Raw genomic sequence first — 15,446 nt, 5'->3', positions numbered from 1 at the left:
GGAACAGTGAACGGCAGACCGGCGCCTGCTGTGACGACGTATTCAGGACAGATTGGAGTAGACCAATAGCGAGGCTCACCCGCCGGGCGTGCGGCGGGCCTCCGGGAGCAGGGCGCGGAAGGCCGCGGCCACGGCGTCGGGGTGTTCCTGCATGGCGACGTGGCCGACGCCGGGCAGGGTGAGGAGCCGGGCGTCCCGGAAGGCCGTGTAGGACCGGGCCGCCGTACGGAAGGGGACGAGGCGGTCCTCGCGGCCGAAGACGAGCAGGGTGGGGGCGGTGACCCGGCGGGCCTGGTGCCAGGGCGAGGGCTCGCCCGGCAGCCGGAGGTGGGCCCGGACGACGGCGCGCACGCCCTCCACCAACATCTGCTGGTTGTACGGGAGTTCGGCGCGGCGCAGGCGTTCGCGCACTTCGGTCGCCCGCTGTTCGGCGTTGACGCGGGACGGGTCGGCGTAGATCAGGCGGTAGAGGTCGTCGAGCTGCCGGTCGGGGCCCCGGGTGGACAGCAGTCGGGCGTACAGGCGGGCGGCGCCCGGCAGGCCCAGCAGGGAGATCCGCAGGGCCTGCGGCGGTGGGAGGGCGGGCAGGACCGGGGAGACGAGGGTCAGGGTGGCGACCAGCTCCGGGCGGTGGGCGGCGAGATGGAGGGCGGTCAGGCCGCCGAGCGAGTTGCCGACCAGGTGGACGCGGCGGTGCCCGGTGCGGACGAGGTGGCGGGCGACGGCCGCGGCCTGGCGCCCGACGGTGACGAGGCCGTCGGGCGGGGGCGTGGAGCGGCCGAAGCCCGGGAGGTCGAGGGCCAGGCAGTGGACCGACGACCGGAGGCGCTCGATCAGGGCGGCCCAGTTGTGGGTCCAGCCGCCGAGCCCGTGCAGGAACACGGCGGTGTCGGCGTCCGGGTGGGCGCCGGGTACGTACGCGGCGGAGAGCGGCTGGTGCATGACGGGTCCGTTCCTCGGTCTCACCCGCGCCCTGCGGCGGAGGACTCCGCCAGCGCGAGCCGGTAGTGGTCGACGAGCCGGTCGCCGACCGCCTCCCAGCTGCGTTCCACGACCGCGGCCCGGCCCGCCCGGCCGAACGCCCGGCGGAGTTCCGCGTCCCGGGCGAGCCGTTCCACCGCCTCCCGGAACCCGGTGCCCGCGCCGGGCGGGACGAGGAAGCCGGTGCGTCCGGGCTGGACCAGGTCGAGCGGTCCGCCGACGGCGGGGGCGATCACGGGCAGCCCGCTGGCCATCGCCTCCTGGAGGGTCTGGCCGAAGGTCTCGAACGGTCCGGTGTGCGCGAAGACGTCGAACGAGGCGTAGAGCCGGGCGAGTTCGTGCCCGGTACGGCGGCCCAGGAAGAGCGCGTCCGGCAGCGCGGCGCCCAGCCGGGCGCGGCTGGGGCCGTCACCGACCACCACCAGCCGTACGCCCGGGAGCCGGGACACCTCGGCCAGCCGCTCGACCTGCTTCTCCGGCGCCAGCCGCCCGACGTAGCCGACCAGCACCTCGCCGGGCCGGCCGAGGCGCCGGCGCAGGGCCTCGTCCCGGTGGCCGGGGTGGAAGCGCACGCAGTCGACGCCGCGCGGCCACAGGTGGACCCGGGGGACCCCGTGGGCCGTCAGGGCGTCGAGCGAGGCCCGGGACGGCGCCAAGGTCCGCGCGGCCGCCGTGTGGATGAGCCGCAGCCGGTGCCAGGCCAGCCGGGCCCCGGCGGCCCCGGCGAACGGCAGGTAGGTCCGGGCGTAGGCGGCGAGGTCGGTCTGGTAGACGGCGACGACGGGGACGCCCGCGCGCCCGGCCGCCGCCGCTCCGGCCGCCCCGAGGGCGAACGGGCCCGCCAGGTGCACCACATGGGGGCGGTGCTGCTCGACGGCGTCGGCCACCCGGCGCCCGGGGAGGGCGACCCGCACCTCCGGGTAGCCGGGCAGCGGGACGGACGGGACGCGGACCACCCGGTAGCCGTACGCCGACTCGTACGGCTCGCTCCCGCTTCCGCTCCCGCTGGCGTTCCCGCTCGTGCGGCGCTGGGCCGCGGGGGCCACCACCAGCGGGACGTGCCCCCGGGCCAGGAGGTGCTCGGCGGTCCGGAGCACGCTGTGGGCCACGCCGTTGACCTGCGGGGCGAAGGACTCGGCGACGATCACCACCCGCAGCCGCTCGCCGCCGGGGACCGGACCGGCCGCGGCGGGCGCCGCCGGCCGGGGCAGGACCCCGCTCACCGGGCGGCCTCCGCGGGTGCCGTGCTCTTCGTCGCGGCCGCGGCCTCCGGACGGGCCGGGACGGACCGGCCGACCATGCGCAGGTCCCGCAGGATCTCCCGGAAACAGGCGGTCAGACCCGCCTCGGCGTACGGCACGCCGATCTCCGCGCAGTAGGCGCGCACGATGCGCGAGGCCGGGCGCAGCGCCGCCACCGGCATGGCCGGGAAGAGGTGGTGCTCGATCTGGAGGCCGAGGCCGCCGAAGAGGAAGTGGACGAACCGGCCGGCCCGCAGGTTGCGGGAGGGCAGCACCTGCCGCCGGAGGTAGTCGGTGCGCTCGGCGCCGGGGCCGGTCATCGGCATGCCCTTGTGGTTGGGGGCGAAGATGCAGCCCAGGTAGACGCCGAACAGTGCCCCGAACAGCGCGGTGAAGGCGAGCGCCTGGAGCGGGGAGAGCACGAGGACGGTCAGGGCCGCCGCGACGGCGTAGTGCAGTACGGCGAGGGCGCGTTCCAGTGCCGGGTGCCTGACGGTGCCGCGGGTGAGGGTCAGGCCGGTGGCGACGAGCAGGCCGAGTGCCTGGAGGGACAGCAGCGGGAAGAACAGTGCCGCCTGGTGCCGTGCCACGAACCGCCGCAACCCCCGTGTCCGCTCGGCCTGTTGGGTGGTCCGGGCGAAGAGGAGGGAGTCGGCGGCCGGGTCCTGGCCCTCGCGGTTCGGGTGGGCGTGGTGCCGGTTGTGGTCGTCGACCCACCAGCCGTAGCTTATGCCGACCACCAGGTTCCCCAGCAGGATGCCCACCAGGTCGGTCGTCCGGCGGTCGGCGAACACCGCGCGGTGCGCGACGTCGTGGCCGAGCAGCGCCAACTGGCCCAGCACGAGGGCGAACAGCGGCGCCAGGCCGAGCTGCCACCAGTTCGCGCCGAGCGCCGTGAACCCGGCCAGCAGCCCCGCCAGCGCGGCCAGCAGTGCCGCGCTCCGGCACGCGTAGTACAGCGGGCGCCGACGCAGCAGACCGGCCTGCGCCACGCGCCGGTACAGTTCGGCGAACTCGCCGCGCCGGGCGGTCCCGGTGCTCGGGGGGTCCGGGATGTCCTGAACGGTCATGCCACCAATCCGGTCTCGGGCCGCCCCGGCCGGCCGTGTCCGTGCTGCGTGCCTGGGGCTCGAAGGCCCTGAGCCTTCCGTACCCGACCCGTCGGTGTCCCGCGCTGCCGGTGAATGCGACCCGATCGGGCGGGTGGCGGCCTCGGGCTGACGGCCCGCCGTTCGGAGGTCGGGAATCCGTACGGTCCGCCGCCGGGGGAGTGGGTTGTGGGGAGGCCGTCGACGCGATCGGGCACCTGGAGCCGTCCGTCCGGCAGGCGAGGGGGGTGTGACCGTATGTTGATCCGACCGGATGGCGGCCCTTCGCCGCGCGGCGCGCCGGGTCGTCGCCGAACCGGGCGTGTCCCGGTACGCGGGCTAGGTTCGGGTCCGTGACCGGCAACGACGCGGTCCTGGCGCTGATGGTCGTCACGGCGCTGGGCTTCGACTTCACCAACGGCTTCCACGACACCGGCAACGCGATGGCGACCTCGATCGTGACCGGCGCCCTCCCGCCGCGCGTCGCGGTCGCCGTCTCGGCGGTGCTCAACCTGGTCGGCGCGTTCCTGTCGACCGCCGTGGCGGCGACCATCGCCAACGGCCTGGTCGCCAGCGGGGAGGTGACCCTGACGGTGGTGTGCGCCGGCCTGACCGGCAGCATCCTGTGGAACCTGGCCACCTGGTTCCTCGGGATCCCCTCCAGCTCCTCGCACGCGTTGATCGGCGGGGTGGTCGGGGCGACGGTGGCGGCGGCCGGGGTCGGGGCCGTCAAGTGGCAGGGGCTGGTCTCCAAGGTGATCGTGCCCGCGGCGCTGTCGCCGTTCATCGCCGGCGGGGTGGCGGTGGTCGGCACCCTCCTGGTCTACCGCCTCACCCGGGACGTGCCCGAGGGCCCGCGCGGACGCGGGTTCCGGCTCGGCCAGATCGGCTCGGCCTCCATGGTCTCGCTCGCCCACGGCACCAACGACGCGCAGAAGACCATGGGCGCCATCACCCTGGCCCTGATCGCCAACGGCACCCTTCAGGCCGGAGCGAAGGCGCCCGACTGGGTGATCGTCTCCTGCGCGCTCGCGATCGCCCTGGGCACCTACATCGGCGGCTGGCGGGTGATCCGCGCGCTGGGCAAGGGGCTGGTGGAGATCGAGCCGCCGCAGGGGATGGCCGCCGAGTCGGCCTCGGCCGCGGTGATCCTCTGCTCCACCGACTTCGGCTACTCGCTCTCCACCACCCACGTGGCCACCGGGTCGATCCTGGGCTCGGGGATCGGGCGGAGCGGTGCCGTGGTGCGCTGGCAGCTCGCCCGCCGGATGGTGGCGGCCTGGCTGCTCACCCTGCCGGCCGCGGCGGGGGTCGGCGCGGTGGCCTACTGGACCGCGAACGGGATCGGCGGGACGACCGGGGTGGCGGTGATCTTCACCGTGCTGGTGCTGGCGTCGGTCGCCTTCTTCGCCGCCTCCCGCTACCCGGCCGTGACGCCGGAGAACGTCAACGCCGCCTGGACCGGTTCGGTGGCCCCGGAGCCCGTCAAGGACGAGGTGAGGTCGTGAACTCCTGGGTCAACCTGGACGCGGTGTGGAAGATCGTCGTGGTGGGCCTGGTCACCGGTGCCGGTCTGCCCGCGCTGTTCGCCCTCGGCCTGCGCCTGCTCAACCCGTCCGGTCCGTCCGGTCCGTCGGACCCGTCCGGCCCGGCCGACGAGGCGGCGGCCGTCCGGCCCACCGCCGGCCCGGTCGGCTCCACCCTGGCCGGACTCATTTTCGCGCTGGTGCTCGCGGCGATCGGCTGGGGCATCTACGTCATCGTCAACCACCGCTGACCGTCCGCCGCCCCGGCCCGGCCCGGGCGGGCCCCGCCGAATTCCGCTCCGGCAACCGGGTGAAATGGTACGGAGTCGCCTGGCGCGAATGGAAGCCGGGCCCGACGCTGCCAGAATGCAATTTCTCCGAGGGCCACCTGAACGGACGGGGCCACTGGACGGCAGGAGCGGAACATGCGACTCGTTCGACCACGCAATAGTTCGGAAAGCGCGCCCGACCTGGATGCGGCGCGTCTCCCGTGGACGTTGATGTACCACTCGGTGACGTCGGCGACCGAGGACCCCTATCTGATCACCGTCGACCCCGCGCGATTCCGCCGCCAGCTGCGCTGGCTGTCCGCGCGCGGACTGCGCGGGGTGTCGGTGGGCGAGCTGATGCGTTCCCACCGGAACGGAACCGCCGCGGGAAAGGTGGGGCTCAGCTTCGACGACGGATACCGCGACTTCGTGGAGGAGGCCCTGCCCGCACTGGCGGAGTACGACTTCACGGCGACGGTCTACGTGGTGGCCGGCCGGCTCGGCGGGTACAACGACTGGGACGAGCAGGGCCCGCGCAAGCCGCTGATGACGGCGGCCCAGGTCCGCGAGGCCGCCGCCGAGGGGGTGGAGATCGGCTCGCACGGGCTGACGCACCGGCGGCTGGCGGGCCTGGGGGCGCGGGATCTGGCGGCCCAGGTCGCCGACAGCCGCCACGTGCTGGAGGACCTCACGGGCCGGTCGGTCGAGGGGTTCTGCTACCCGTACGGTTCGCTCGACGACGCCGCCGTGGAGGCGGTGGCGCACACCGGGTACGGGTACGGGTGCGCGGTCAGCCCCGGTGTCCACGGCGGGGAGTTCGCGCTTCCCCGATGTTACGTCGGCGACCGGGACGGGCCGCTGCACCTGACCGCGAAGCTGGTGCGCGACCGCTGGCTGCGCTGACGGTCGCTCAGGGGGCGGTGGCGGCCGGCTCCAGGTGCAGCCAGGACTCGTGCCAGAGCAGGGCGCACCGCCGGTCGCAGCCGGTGGCGAGCGGCTCGCCACCGCAGCGCAGGCCGTCGAGGATGAACCAGCGCCCCCCGGTGGGGTGTTGCCACCAGGCGAGGGACCGGTGGCGCAGTTCGAGGGCGCTGTGACGGGTGCCGGTGTGGTGTTCCATCCCCGGCTGGAAGGGGACGCCGTGCAGGCGCCCGTCGGGGTCGAGGGTCGCGCGGATCTCCGCGAGGCCGCGTACGGTCGCCCACAGGGCGACGGGCCGGGGGGCGGGGACCGGCGCGGGCGCGGGCTCCAGCCATTCGTCGCGGAACAGCAGGGCGCAGTCCAGCCCGCAGCCCTGGGTGCCGTCGGCGCCGTGGCAGGTCGCGCCGGCCAGGGCGACGGTGCCCGACAGGCGCCGCACCCGGTAGTGGTCGTCGATCATGCGGCGCACGATGCGCTCGACCTGGTAGACGCCGCCGCAGAACGACCACTGGCTGCCGGTGAACCACAGGCCGCGGTGGCGGTCCTTGTCGTCGAGGGTGGCGCGCACCGCGGCCTCGTCCTTCACCCGGACCCAGTCCCCCTCGGCGAACCGGGAGGGCCGGCCGGGCGCCGGAATGTCGGCGCGGCGCTCGCGCAGGCCCTCGCGGGCGATCCTGGCGCGGCGCACGACGCCGAGTGGGGGAAGGTCGCGCAGGGGCAGGTTCTTGTACTGGCACCGGTTCGCGGCGGTTCCGCAGAGCGGCTCCGCGGTATGGGTGAACCGTGATTCCTCAACGGCCATCAGTGAAATCCCATCGGGTCGGAGATATCGGCACAGGCTAGCGCACCCGGTCTTTTACGCGCTGGCTCGTCGGACCCTACCGGCGCCATGTCGAAAGAAATAACACTAGACGCACTAAGAGCCCCATGGGGTGAAACATCGCCGTTCCCGGGGAATTCTGGTCAGGGTCCGTGTTCATGTGCGTGTAATGTTTCCATCGTTGTCGGGGTGGAGTGGCCGAGTGGCTAGGCGGCGGCTTGCAGGGCCGTTCAGATGGGTTCGATTCCTATCTCCACCTTTTACTTCCGAGTTCTTTCGAGACATTTCGATCCGTGTCGAAAGGCGCGCCCGGAACAGGACGAGCGGTGCGGTCACCTGGGGCTCCGGGGCACATCACCCGGCGAAGGGATCGCTCATGACCACCTCCCCCAGCGGCTCGGCCGCCGCGCTGCGCGCCGTCCAGGTCGCGGGGCCGGGTGCGGCCCCCGAGCTGGTCGAGGTCCCCCCGCGGGAACCCGGTCCGGGAGCCGTGCGGATCACCGTGGAGGCGTGCGGGGTCTGCCACTCCGACCTGCTCATCGCCGGCGGCCTGCTGCCCGGCAGCACCTTCCCGATCACCCCGGGGCACGAGATCGCCGGCCGCGTCGACGCCCTCGGCGAGGGTGTGGAGGGCTGGCGGGTCGGCGACCGGGTCGCGGTCGGCTGGTACGGCGGCAGCTGCGGGCACTGCGACGCGTGCCGGGCGGGCGACGGCCTGCACTGCGCGCGGGTCGAGATCCCCGGCGTCGCCTATCCGGGCGGGTTCGCCGACTCCGTCGTCGTCCCGGCCGTGGCCCTGGCGGCGGTCCCGAACGAGCTCACCGCGGTCGAGGCGGCGCCACTGGCCTGCGCGGGGGTGACGGTCTTCAACGCCCTGCGCCGCTCCGCCGCACGGCCCGGGGACACCGTCGCCATCCTGGGGATCGGCGGACTCGGCCACCTGGGCGTCCAGTTCGCCGAGAAGATGGGCTTCCGCACCGTCGCCATCGCCCGCGGCGAGGAGAAGGGGCCGCTCGCGCTCCGGCTCGGCGCCGCCCACTACATCGACAGCACCGCGGGCGATGTCGCCGAGGCCCTACGGCAGTTGGGAGGTGCGAAGGTGGTCCTGTCCACCGTCACCAACGCGCCCGCCGTGGTGGCGACGATCGACGGGATCACCCGTCGGGGCGAGCTCGTCATGGTCGGACTCCCGGCGGAGCCGCTGCAGCTGAGCGCCCTGCAGTTGATCCAGGGCGACCGGAAGGTCTACGCGCACTCCTCGGGCATCGCGGTCGACACCCAGGACACGCTGCGCTTCGCGGCGCAGACGGGGGTGCGGGCCTGGGTCGAGGAGGTGCCGCTGGAGCGGACCGCGGCGGCGGTGGAGAAGATGGCCGCCAACCGGGCCCGCTTCCGCATGGTCGTCACCACCGGCCGCTGAGCGGCGGTCATCGGAGCCGGCCCTCGGAGCCGGCCCTCGGAGCCGGTCCCTCGGGGCCGGCTCCCGGCGTGTCCGGGCAGGTGGACGGGGGTGAGCGGCCCTCCGGCGGCGCGGCGCGGGCGCGTACCCCTGGACTTACTAGGACGTCCAACTATATGGTCGACGGCAGGTCCGCGGTGTCAGGGAAGCCGGTGTGAGTCCGGCACGGTCCCGCCACTGTGACCGGGGAGTCCGTCCTCGCAGATGACGGCCACTGGCAGCCAGCCGGGAAGGCCTGAGGGCGTGCGGTGATCCGGGAGTCAGGATACCGGCCGCGGGTGGTTCGTGTTTTCCACGAGGATGGAGACGACACACATGACTCCGGGCTGCTCCCGTTCCACCGCGCCCGGCTGTCCCGTGCCGACGACCGCCGGGACGCCCGCTTCCTGACGTACCGTCACACCGCCGTACGCCCGTGCCGAGGGGCGCACCACCGTGCGCCCGCCGACCGGTGGCGGCCTCCATTCCTCCTCTCCCCACCCCTGTCGAGAGTAGGAACCGATGGTCCGAGAACTGACCCACTTCATCGCCGGCAAGCCCACCGCCGGCACCTCCGGCCGCTTCGGCGACGTGTACGACCCCAACACCGGCCGGGTGCAGGCCCGGGTGCCCCTGGCGAGCCGCGCCGAGGTCGAGGCGGTGATCGCCGACGCCGCGCAGGCCCAGCCCGCGTGGGCCGCCTGGAACCCGCAGCGGCGGGCCCGCGTCCTGCTGCGGTTCCTCCAGCTCGTCGAGCAGGAGAAGGACGAGCTGGCCCGGCTGCTCTCCGCCGAGCACGGCAAGACCGTGGCCGACGCCCACGGCGACATCCAACGCGGCCTGGAGGTCGTGGAGTTCGCCGCCGGCATCCCGCACCTGCTGAAGGGCGAGTTCAGCGACAACGCCGGGACGGGCATCGACGTGTACTCGATGCGCCAGCCGCTCGGCGTGGTCGCGGGCATCACGCCGTTCAACTTCCCGGCGATGATCCCGCTCTGGAAGGCCGCGCCCGCGCTGGCCTGCGGAAACGCCTTCGTGCTCAAGCCCTCGGAGCGCGACCCCTCGGTGCCGCTGCGGCTGGCCGAGCTGTTCCTGGAGGCCGGGCTGCCGCCGGGCGTGCTCAACGTCGTCAACGGCGACAAGGAGGCCGTGGACACCCTGCTGGAGGACCCGCGCGTCCAGGCGCTCGGCTTCGTCGGCTCCACGCCGGTCGCCCAGTACGTGTACGCCACCGCCGCCGCGCACGGGAAGCGGGCGCAGTGCTTCGGCGGTGCCAAGAACCACCTGATCGTGATGCCGGACGCCGACCTCGACCAGGCGGCGGACGCGCTGATCGGGGCCGGGTACGGCTCGGCCGGGGAGCGCTGCATGGCCATCTCGGTGGCCGTCCCGGTGGGGGAGGCGACGGCGGACGCCCTGGTGGCGAAGCTGGTCGAGCGGATCGGCGCGCTCAAGGTCGGGCGCTCGGACGACCCGGCGGCGGACTTCGGACCGCTGGTCGGCGCCGACGCGCTGGCGCGGGTGCGCGGCTACCTGGACCTCGGGGTCGAGGAGGGCGCCGAACTCGTCGTCGACGGACGGGACTTCCGGCTGGCGGGGCACGAGGACGGCTACTTCCTCGGTGCCTCGCTGTTCGACCGGGTCACGCCCGGCATGCGGATCTACCGGGAGGAGATCTTCGGGCCGGTGCTCACCGTGGTGCGTGCCGCCGACTACGAGGAGGCGCTGCGGCTGCCCAGCGAGCACGAGTTCGGCAACGGGGTGGCCATCTACACCCGGGACGGCGACACCGCCCGGGACTTCGCCCGGCGGGTGAACACCGGCATGGTCGGGGTCAACGTGCCGATCCCGGTGCCGATCGCCTACCACACCTTCGGCGGCTGGAAGCGCTCCGCGTTCGGCGACCTCAACCAGCACGGGCCGGACTCGATCCGCTTCTACACCCGCACCCGCACCGTCACCTCGCGCTGGCCCTCCGGGGCCAAGGAGGGCGCGAGCTTCACCATCCCGACGATGGGCTGAGGCGCGCCGTGCACACCCATCTGACCGACGACCAGCTCGCCATCGTCGCGACCACCCGGGACTTCGCCCGCGAGCACCTCGCCCCGCACGCCGTCGCGTGGGACCAGGCCAAGCACTTCCCGGTCGACGTCCTGCGCAAGGCCGCCGACCTGGGCCTCGGCGGCGTCTACGTGCGGGAGGAGTCGGGCGGCTCGGAGCTCGGCCGCCAGGACGGCGTGCTCGTCTTCGAGGCACTGGCGACCGGCTGCCCGTCCATCGCCGGCTACCTGTCGATCCACAACATGGTCGCCTGGATGATCGACCGCTACGGCAGTCCCGCCCAGCGCGCCCGGCTGCTGCCCGGGCTCTGCTCGACGGAACTGCTCGGCAGCTACTGCCTCACCGAGCCGGGCGCGGGCTCGGACGCCGCCGCGCTGGCCACCCGGGCCCGCCGGCACGGGGACCACTGGGTCCTGGACGGCGTCAAGCAGTTCGTCTCGGGCGCCGGCACCTCGCAGGTGTACGTGGTGATGGCCCGAACCGGCGGCCCGGGGGCCCGGGGCGTCTCCGCGTTCCTGGTGGAGCGGGACGACCCCGGCGTCTCCTTCGGAGCGAACGAGAAGAAGATGGGCTGGAACGCCCAGCCGACCCGGCAGGTGCTGCTGGACGGCGTCCGGCTCCCCGCCGACCGCCTGCTCGGCGGGGAGGGCGAGGGCTTCCGGATCGCCATGAACGGACTGAACGGCGGCCGGCTCGGCATCGCCGCCTGCTCCGTCGGCGGCGCGCAGGACGCCCTGGAGCGGGCCACCCGGCACCTGGCCGACCGGGAGGCGTTCGGGGCCGCGCTGCTGCACGCCCAGGCGCTGCGGTTCCGGCTCGCCGACATGGCCACCGAGCTGGAGGCCGCCAGATCGCTGCTCTGGCGGGCCGCCGCCGCGCTGGACCGGGGCGACCCCCGGGCGCCGGAGCTGTGCGCGATGGCCAAGCGCCACGCCACCGACACCGGCTTCGAGGTGGCCAACCAGGCGCTCCAACTCCACGGCGGCTACGGCTACCTGGCCGAGTACGGCATCGAGAAGATCGTCCGCGACCTGCGGGTGCACCAGATCCTGGAAGGGACCAACGAGATCATGCGCGTCATCGTCGCCCGCGGCCTGACCGGGGCCGCGTGATGGGTACGGACGAGGTGCTCGTCCAGCGCGAGGGCCGGGCGGGACTGATCGTCCTCAACCGCCCGGCGGCCCTGAACGCCCTCACCCACGGCATGGTGCGGAGGATCTCCGCCGCACTGGACGCGTGGGAGCGGGACGGCGACGTGGAGACCGTCGTGATCACCGGCGCCGGCGAGCGGGCCTTCTGCGCGGGCGGCGACATCGTCGCCATCCACCGCGCCGCCACCGGCGGCGACCCGGGCGCCGTCGAGGAGTTCTGGCGCGACGAGTACCGGCTCAACGCCCGGATCGCCCGCTACCCGAAGCCCTACGTCGCCGTGATGAACGGCATCGTGATGGGCGGCGGGGTCGGCGTCTCCGCCCACGGCAGCGTCCGGATCGTCACGGAGACCACCCGGGTCGCCCTGCCGGAGGCCGGCATCGGCTTCGTCCCCGACGTCGGCGGCACCTACCTGCTCGCCCTCGCGCCGGGGGAGTCGGGCACCCACCTCGCCCTGACCGCAGGGGCCGTCGGCGCCGGGGACGCGTTGCTGTGCGGGCTCGCCGACCACTTCGTGCCCGCCGAGCGGCTGCCCGCCCTGCTGGACGACCTGGCCGAACTGCCCGTCCACGACGCCCTGGAACGGAACATCGGGCCCGCGCCGGCCGGCGTGCTGGACGCGCAGCGCGGATGGATCGACCACTGCTACGCGGCCGGCACCGTGGAGGAGATCCTCGACCGGCTGCGGGAGAGCGGCGAACCCGAGGCCAAGAAGGCCGCCGACCGGATCGCCGCCAACTCCCCGACCGCGGTGAAGGCGACGCTCGCGGCCCTGCGCCGGGCCCGGGCACTCGGCCCGCTGGAGGCCGTCCTCGACCAGGAGTACCGCACCTCCTGCGCGGCGCTCGCCACGCCGGACCTCGCCGAGGGCATCCGGGCCCAGGTGATCGACAAGGACCGCACCCCGCGGTGGAGCCCGGCGACGCTGAGCGCCGTCGAACCCGCCGCCGTGGACCGCTACTTCGCCCCGCTCGGCGACCGTGAACTCGGCCTCGCCGCCACCACACCCCTGGAGCGCTGGTGACCCAGACGATCGGATTCATCGGACTCGGCAACATGGGCGGCCCGATGGCCGCCAACCTGGTCAGGGCCGGACACCGGGTGACCGGCTACGACCTGGCCCCGGACGCCCGGGAGCGCGCCGCCGGGAACGGCGTCGCCGTGGCCGCCTCGGCGGCGCAGGCGGTGGCGGCGGCCGGGACGGTCGTCACCATGCTCCCGGCCGGACGCCATGTCCTGGACGCCTACGGTGAGTTGACGGCAGCGGCGCCGAGCGGCGCGCTGTTCGTGGACTGCTCCACCATCGCGGTCGGGGACGCCCGGGTGGCCGCCGACCTCGCCCGGGTCGCCGGGCACCGGGCCGTCGACGCACCGGTCTCCGGCGGTGTGGCCGGCGCCGAGGCGGCCGGCCTGACCTTCATGGTCGGCGCGGACGCCGCCGACTTCGCCGACGTCGAGCCGCTGCTGGCGGCGATGGGCCGGCGGGTCGTCCACTGCGGAGGGTCCGGCGCCGGCCAGGCGGCGAAGATCTGCAACAACATGATCCTCGGCGTCTCCATGATCGCGGTCAGCGAGGCCTTCGTCCTCGGGGAGAGCCTCGGGCTCAGCCACCAGGCCCTGTTCGACGTGGCCTCCACCGCCTCCGGCCAGTGCTGGGCGCTCACCGCCAACTGTCCCGTCCCCGGCCCCGTCCCGGCCAGCCCCGCCAACCGCGACTACGCGGCCGGATTCGCGGCCACCCTGATGGCCAAGGACCTCGGACTGGCCGCCGACGCCGCCACCGCCTCCGCCGTACCGGCCGAACTGGGCCGAAGGGCCGCCGAGTTGTACGCCGCCTTCGCCCAGGACGAGGGCGCCGGGCTGGACTTCTCCGCCATCATCACCACCCTCCGGGAGGGCGCCGCATGACGTACGGGACGATCCGGGTCGAGCGCAAGGGCCGGGTGGGGCTGATCACACTCGACCGGCCCAAGGCGCTCAACGCGCTCAACACCCGGCTGATGAACGAAGTCGTCGCGGCCGCAACGGAGTTCGACCGGGACCAGGAGATCGGCTGCCTGGTGGTCACCGGCTCGGAGAAGGCCTTCGCGGCCGGCGCCGACATCAAGGAGATGCAGTCGCTCGACTTCGTCGACGCCTACCTCGGCGACTGGTTCGCCGCCTGGGACCGCTTCGGCGCCCTGCGCAAGCCCGTCGTCGCGGCCGTCGCGGGCTACGCGCTGGGCGGCGGCTGCGAGTTGGCCATGCTGTGCGACGTCCTGCTGGCGGCGGACACCGCGAAGTTCGGGCAGCCGGAGATCAAGCTCGGCGTGATCCCGGGTATCGGGGGCTCGCAGCGGCTGACCAGGGCGGTCGGCAAGGCGAAGGCCATGGAGCTGTGCCTGACCGGTCGGATGATGGGCGCCGAGGAGGCCGAGCGGGCCGGGCTGGTCTCCCGGATCGTCCCCGCCGACCAGCTGCTGTCCGAGGCGCTGGCCACCGCCGAGACGATCGCGGCGATGTCCGCCCCGGCCGCGATCATGCTCAAGGAGAGCGTCAACCGCTCGTACGAGACGACCCTCGCCGAGGGCGTCCGCTTCGAACGGCGGCTGTTCCACGCGACGTTCGCGACGGCGGACCAGAAGGAGGGCATGGCGGCCTTCGCCGAGAAGCGCCCGCCGGAGTTCCGCCACCGCTGACAGCCCGGCCGGTGCGCCGCCCCTCACCGGGGGCGGCGCACCACGGCCTGCGGGGGTGACCGCCAGGCGTACGCGTCTGGCCCCGGGTCATGAGTGCTGGCAGAACTCCGCGTCGGCGAGGTCCCGGGCCGCCGCGCCCTGGAGCGCGAGGCTGTCGGTGTTGAAGTAGACGGTCATCCGGTGGCGGGTGTCGCGGGTGGAGACCGCGAGGGCCTCGAATCCGTAGCCGCCGCCGCGGTACCCCCAGAGCTCGACCCCGCAGGAGGTGGTCATGCGGGCGATGCCGAGGCCCTGGTCGTCGATGCCGGCGGGCACGGTGGTGGTCATCTCCCGCAGCTGCGCCTGGGGCAGCAGCCGGCCGGTGAGCAGGGCGCGGTAGAAGTGGTCGAGGTCGTCGGCCGTGCTGATGATCTCGCCACTGGCACGGATCGCCGAGGGGTTGAACTCCGTGACGTCGACGCCCGGTGGGGGCAACTGGACCTGGGCGGTGGAGTAGTCCCGGCCGGACGGACGGGGCAGCGACTCGCGGGTTCCGGGCGAGTCGGTGCCCCGCAGGTGGAGCGGGTCGATGATGCGACGGCGCAGCTCGTGCTCGTAGGAGCTGCCGGTGATCCGCTCCACGATCATCGCGGCCAGGAGGTAGTTGGTGTTGGAGTACACGAACCTCTCGCCGGGGGTGGCCGTGGGTGGCTTCGACATCGCGACGGCCAGGAGTTCCTCGGGAGTCCAGGTGTCGTGCAGGTGCTCGAGCCAGATCGGCCCGATCTGGTGCAGGGCGGGGTCGTTGAGGTAGTTGTACACGCCGCTGGTGTGGTTCAGCAGCTGCCGGACGGTGATGCGGCGGCCGTCGTGGCCGTGGCCCCGGACCAGGCCCGGCAGCCACTTCTCCACGGTGTCGTCGATGCCGAGCCGCCCCTCCGCCTCCAGCTGGAGCACGAGCACGGCCGTGAACGTCTTGGTGATGCTGCCCACCCGGAAGTGGTCCGCCGGACGGGGCGGGCGTCCCGTCCTGCGGTCCGCCACCCCTGCCGTTCCCACCCATCGGCCTTCGCCCTCGGACACGGTGACGAGGACCCCGGGCGCACCGTCCCGTACCGCCCGCTCCATCGAGGCCCGGGTCCGTGCGTGCTCCGGTCGGCCGGCCCCGTCGGCCGGTGCGGCGGCGGCCGCTGGGGACGCCGGGACCGGCAGGAGCGCGGTCAGGAGTGCGGCGGCCACGGCGGCGAGGGTGGCCGGGCCTCTTCCGGTGGCCACGGGCATGGGCGTGCTCC

The 15,446-nt window shown here is 74.0% G+C and carries 14 protein-coding genes, 1 tRNA gene and 1 riboswitch; of the genes, 10 read left to right on the top strand and 5 right to left on the bottom strand.

Translation table 11 applies throughout. From position 1 onward, the window contains the following. Positions 1 to 75: 75 nt before the first annotated feature. The 3 genes from AMK13_RS20105 to AMK13_RS20095 all read right to left on the bottom strand — a co-directional run bounded on the left by AMK13_RS20105 (position 76) and on the right by AMK13_RS20095 (position 3,292). The gene (locus AMK13_RS20105) at positions 76 to 942 is read right to left on the bottom strand and encodes an alpha/beta fold hydrolase (protein WP_074003493.1); all 867 of its coding nucleotides are present in this window, start codon (positions 940 to 942) and stop codon (positions 76 to 78) included. A gap of 20 nt (positions 943 to 962) precedes the next feature. Continuing rightward, on the bottom strand, positions 963 to 2,138 hold the full coding sequence (locus AMK13_RS20100) for a glycosyltransferase family 4 protein (protein WP_074003805.1): 1,176 nt from the start codon (positions 2,136 to 2,138) through the stop codon (positions 963 to 965). Between the two features lie 62 nt (positions 2,139 to 2,200). After that, complete coding sequence (locus tag AMK13_RS20095; protein WP_074003492.1) at positions 2,201 to 3,292, bottom strand: fatty acid desaturase family protein; 1,092 nt, start codon at positions 3,290 to 3,292, stop codon at positions 2,201 to 2,203. 371 nt (positions 3,293 to 3,663) lie between these two features. Here AMK13_RS20095 and AMK13_RS20090 point away from each other — a divergent pair, with 371 nt between their 5' ends. From AMK13_RS20090 to AMK13_RS20080, 3 genes are all read left to right on the top strand, one after another. Continuing rightward, complete coding sequence (locus AMK13_RS20090; RefSeq protein WP_241852963.1) at positions 3,664 to 4,818, top strand: inorganic phosphate transporter; 1,155 nt, start codon at positions 3,664 to 3,666, stop codon at positions 4,816 to 4,818. Continuing rightward, positions 4,815 to 5,087, top strand: coding sequence for a hypothetical protein (locus AMK13_RS20085; protein WP_074003491.1), 273 nt, complete (start codon positions 4,815 to 4,817; stop codon positions 5,085 to 5,087). The genes AMK13_RS20090 and AMK13_RS20085 overlap by 4 nt, the downstream gene beginning before the upstream one ends. A gap of 261 nt (positions 5,088 to 5,348) precedes the next feature. Then, on the top strand, positions 5,349 to 6,008 hold the full coding sequence (locus AMK13_RS20080; protein WP_198959395.1) for a polysaccharide deacetylase family protein: 660 nt from the start codon (positions 5,349 to 5,351) through the stop codon (positions 6,006 to 6,008). A gap of 7 nt (positions 6,009 to 6,015) precedes the next feature. Here AMK13_RS20080 and AMK13_RS20075 read toward each other — a convergent pair whose 3' ends face one another. Further along, complete coding sequence (locus tag AMK13_RS20075) at positions 6,016 to 6,828, bottom strand: hypothetical protein (protein WP_074003489.1); 813 nt, start codon at positions 6,826 to 6,828, stop codon at positions 6,016 to 6,018. Positions 6,829 to 7,034: 206 nt separating this feature from the next. On the opposite strand from AMK13_RS20075, the gene AMK13_RS20070 reads away from it, so the two are divergent. The 7 genes from AMK13_RS20070 (at position 7,035) to AMK13_RS20040 (ending at position 14,175) form a co-directional block, all read left to right on the top strand. Then, positions 7,035 to 7,105 (top strand) — tRNA-Cys (locus AMK13_RS20070). A 117-nt stretch (positions 7,106 to 7,222) separates the two neighbouring features. Next, positions 7,223 to 8,266 carry an alcohol dehydrogenase catalytic domain-containing protein gene (locus AMK13_RS20065; RefSeq protein WP_074003488.1) on the top strand — a complete coding sequence of 348 codons (1,044 nt, stop codon included), beginning with the start codon at positions 7,223 to 7,225 and terminating at the stop codon, positions 8,264 to 8,266. A gap of 146 nt (positions 8,267 to 8,412) precedes the next feature. Next, positions 8,413 to 8,596: riboswitch (cobalamin riboswitch) on the top strand. A 210-nt stretch (positions 8,597 to 8,806) separates the two neighbouring features. Next, positions 8,807 to 10,306 (top strand): CoA-acylating methylmalonate-semialdehyde dehydrogenase, encoded by a 1,500-nt coding sequence (locus tag AMK13_RS20060; protein WP_074003487.1) that lies wholly within the window; start codon positions 8,807 to 8,809, stop codon positions 10,304 to 10,306. Between the two features lie 8 nt (positions 10,307 to 10,314). After that, entirely contained in the window at positions 10,315 to 11,457 is a 1,143-nt protein-coding gene (locus AMK13_RS20055; protein ID WP_074003486.1) for an acyl-CoA dehydrogenase family protein, read from the top strand. After that, the gene (locus AMK13_RS20050; protein ID WP_074003485.1) at positions 11,457 to 12,521 is read left to right on the top strand and encodes an enoyl-CoA hydratase/isomerase family protein; all 1,065 of its coding nucleotides are present in this window, start codon (positions 11,457 to 11,459) and stop codon (positions 12,519 to 12,521) included. Before AMK13_RS20055 ends, AMK13_RS20050 begins: the two co-directional genes overlap by 1 nt. Beyond that, entirely contained in the window at positions 12,518 to 13,405 is an 888-nt protein-coding gene (gene mmsB / locus AMK13_RS20045) for a 3-hydroxyisobutyrate dehydrogenase (protein WP_074003484.1), read from the top strand. Before AMK13_RS20050 ends, mmsB begins: the two co-directional genes overlap by 4 nt. Next, the gene (locus AMK13_RS20040; protein ID WP_074003483.1) at positions 13,402 to 14,175 is read left to right on the top strand and encodes an enoyl-CoA hydratase; all 774 of its coding nucleotides are present in this window, start codon (positions 13,402 to 13,404) and stop codon (positions 14,173 to 14,175) included. Before mmsB ends, AMK13_RS20040 begins: the two co-directional genes overlap by 4 nt. 87 nt (positions 14,176 to 14,262) lie before the next feature. Here AMK13_RS20040 and AMK13_RS20035 read toward each other — a convergent pair whose 3' ends face one another. After that, complete coding sequence (locus tag AMK13_RS20035) at positions 14,263 to 15,435, bottom strand: serine hydrolase domain-containing protein (protein WP_074003482.1); 1,173 nt, start codon at positions 15,433 to 15,435, stop codon at positions 14,263 to 14,265. Positions 15,436 to 15,446: the final 11 nt, after the last annotated feature.

The sequence above is a fragment of the Streptomyces sp. CB02056 genome, assembly GCF_001905545.1.
Classification (GTDB): Bacteria; Actinomycetota; Actinomycetes; order Streptomycetales; family Streptomycetaceae; genus Kitasatospora.
This window is presented reverse-complemented; position numbering and strand designations above follow the sequence as displayed.